Genomic DNA, 1792 nt, shown 5'->3' with positions numbered 1-1792 from the left:
CGCTGTTAGCCGCAGTTCATTTTAACCCATTAATTTTTTCTTATCTTCCTCAGTTAATTCTTCAAAGTGTTTTTTAGGTCTATTATACTTAAAGAAAGTAATATCGCTATACTTTGATGTTTGTTTTGAAAAATAATCAATTTCGACTTTTCTTAACTTTTCAATTATTTTCACAGCGATAGGATAGAAAGTTTCTAGTATTGAAAGATTTTGAATTGTAATTGTAACATTTTTATACTTTGCTATTTCGCCTATTAAGAAAAGAATCCAATATGAACAATAGGATAAGAACTTTTTCGTATTAATTTCTTTTTCTTTTTCCTCTTCTATAAAATCAAAAATTTTATAGCCTGTTATAACTAATTCTGCATTTAGTGATTCATTGAAAATTTCATCATATTTCTCTGCAAATATTGATTTTTTGTCATTCTTTGCTTCAGATGGTAACCCATTCACTAGTGACATCAATATTTGACCCACTTTTTCTGCATCTAACCTTTTGCTTCGAGGTTTATCTGAATACATTCCTTTTTTTCTTTCGTAATAATAGTCTCTTTGAATACATTCTTTTTCGATAATTATTTGCACATAATCGATAGAACGAATATCTCTAGAATTAACCGGATTTTGACTGTTAGTATATTCTGCAATTTTATTACTTAATTTTTCGCTTTGGGTTTGATATATTCTGCAAAGGAGATCAATATTTCCGACTTTCTCGCTATCTTCAAGAAATGCTTCATACAAAGCGTGGATAGTTTGTGAACCGTTCACTACTTGGAGGTTCTTTATTTCAATTATGGGTGAATGAATACTTTTGTTATAGGTAAAGCTATCACAAGTAAATGTAAGACCATTATTAAAATAGAAAAACTGGTGATTTTCATTAGATAAAGCAGTTTGTTTTATATTTTTATTTATTTTTGACCTTTGCTTTAAATATATTCTAACATTGTCTTCAAAAGCTTGCTCCTCTATTTCAGTTGTTTTTAGAAGCTCATAATTTTCGATACCACCATCCTCTCTCAGATCTTCACTTGAGGATACAATCCGTATTACATCTCTTGCATCTAAATTTACTATTAATGCTCTAATGTCTCCATCAGATTTTTCGAAGAAATTCTTTCCTATTGCTCTTAATTTACAGTTTATTTCTTTGTGACTTGATTTTGAAACTATTTGGACTAAGTCTGTTAATGTATAATATTTTATTCCAAAATTTGAGTGTTGATTTATACTTCTTTCGAACCTTTTCTTTTCATTTATTTCAAAGGTGTGATAGTGATTAGATAAAATATGAACTACAAATACAGGATTTTCACTTTCAAAAATTTCCCATATTTCTTCTATTTTATTTCCCAGTGATATATTAACGTCATCAATTAGCTTAGGATCTTTTGCAAAGAGGTCAGTCAAGAAATTTACGATCTTATCAATTTCTGTTGAAGGGAAGTGGTTTTGGGTTTTCTCGAAATTTTCCGTATATTTGAAATTGAAAAAATGGATAATTGTGGTTTCGCCAGAATTGCTCTGTATATATACAGCATCAATACCTCTATCGTGACCAGAGGGAAAATTTCTTTCTTTTAAAAAATTAGTATCTGTTATTGACTCGTGTATTTCATCAGGCTGAAGGTTCAATAATAAATCGAGTGCAAAATGTGAGAAAGCAGAAGACTTACTTTTTAATGAAAAATCTTTTTGAGTCTTTGATACATACGTATTTATTAAAGAAAAATTTTGTATATTTGCCATTTTTTATTGTTTCCTATTTTATTTAATGAATTGCGGC

Annotated in this window: 1 protein-coding gene; it reads right to left on the bottom strand. The window is 28.7% G+C overall.

Annotation, left to right across the window (positions count from 1 at the left end; genetic code table 11):
* Positions 1-21: 21 nt before the first annotated feature.
* The gene (locus ND811_RS19200) at positions 22-1755 is read right to left on the bottom strand and encodes an AIPR family protein (protein WP_265353581.1); all 1734 of its coding nucleotides are present in this window, start codon (positions 1753-1755) and stop codon (positions 22-24) included.
* Positions 1756-1792 lie beyond the last annotated feature (37 nt).

This window comes from Leptospira soteropolitanensis, assembly GCF_026151655.1.
Taxonomy (GTDB): Bacteria; Spirochaetota; Leptospiria; order Leptospirales; family Leptospiraceae; genus Leptospira_A; species Leptospira_A soteropolitanensis.
This window is presented reverse-complemented; position numbering and strand designations above follow the sequence as displayed.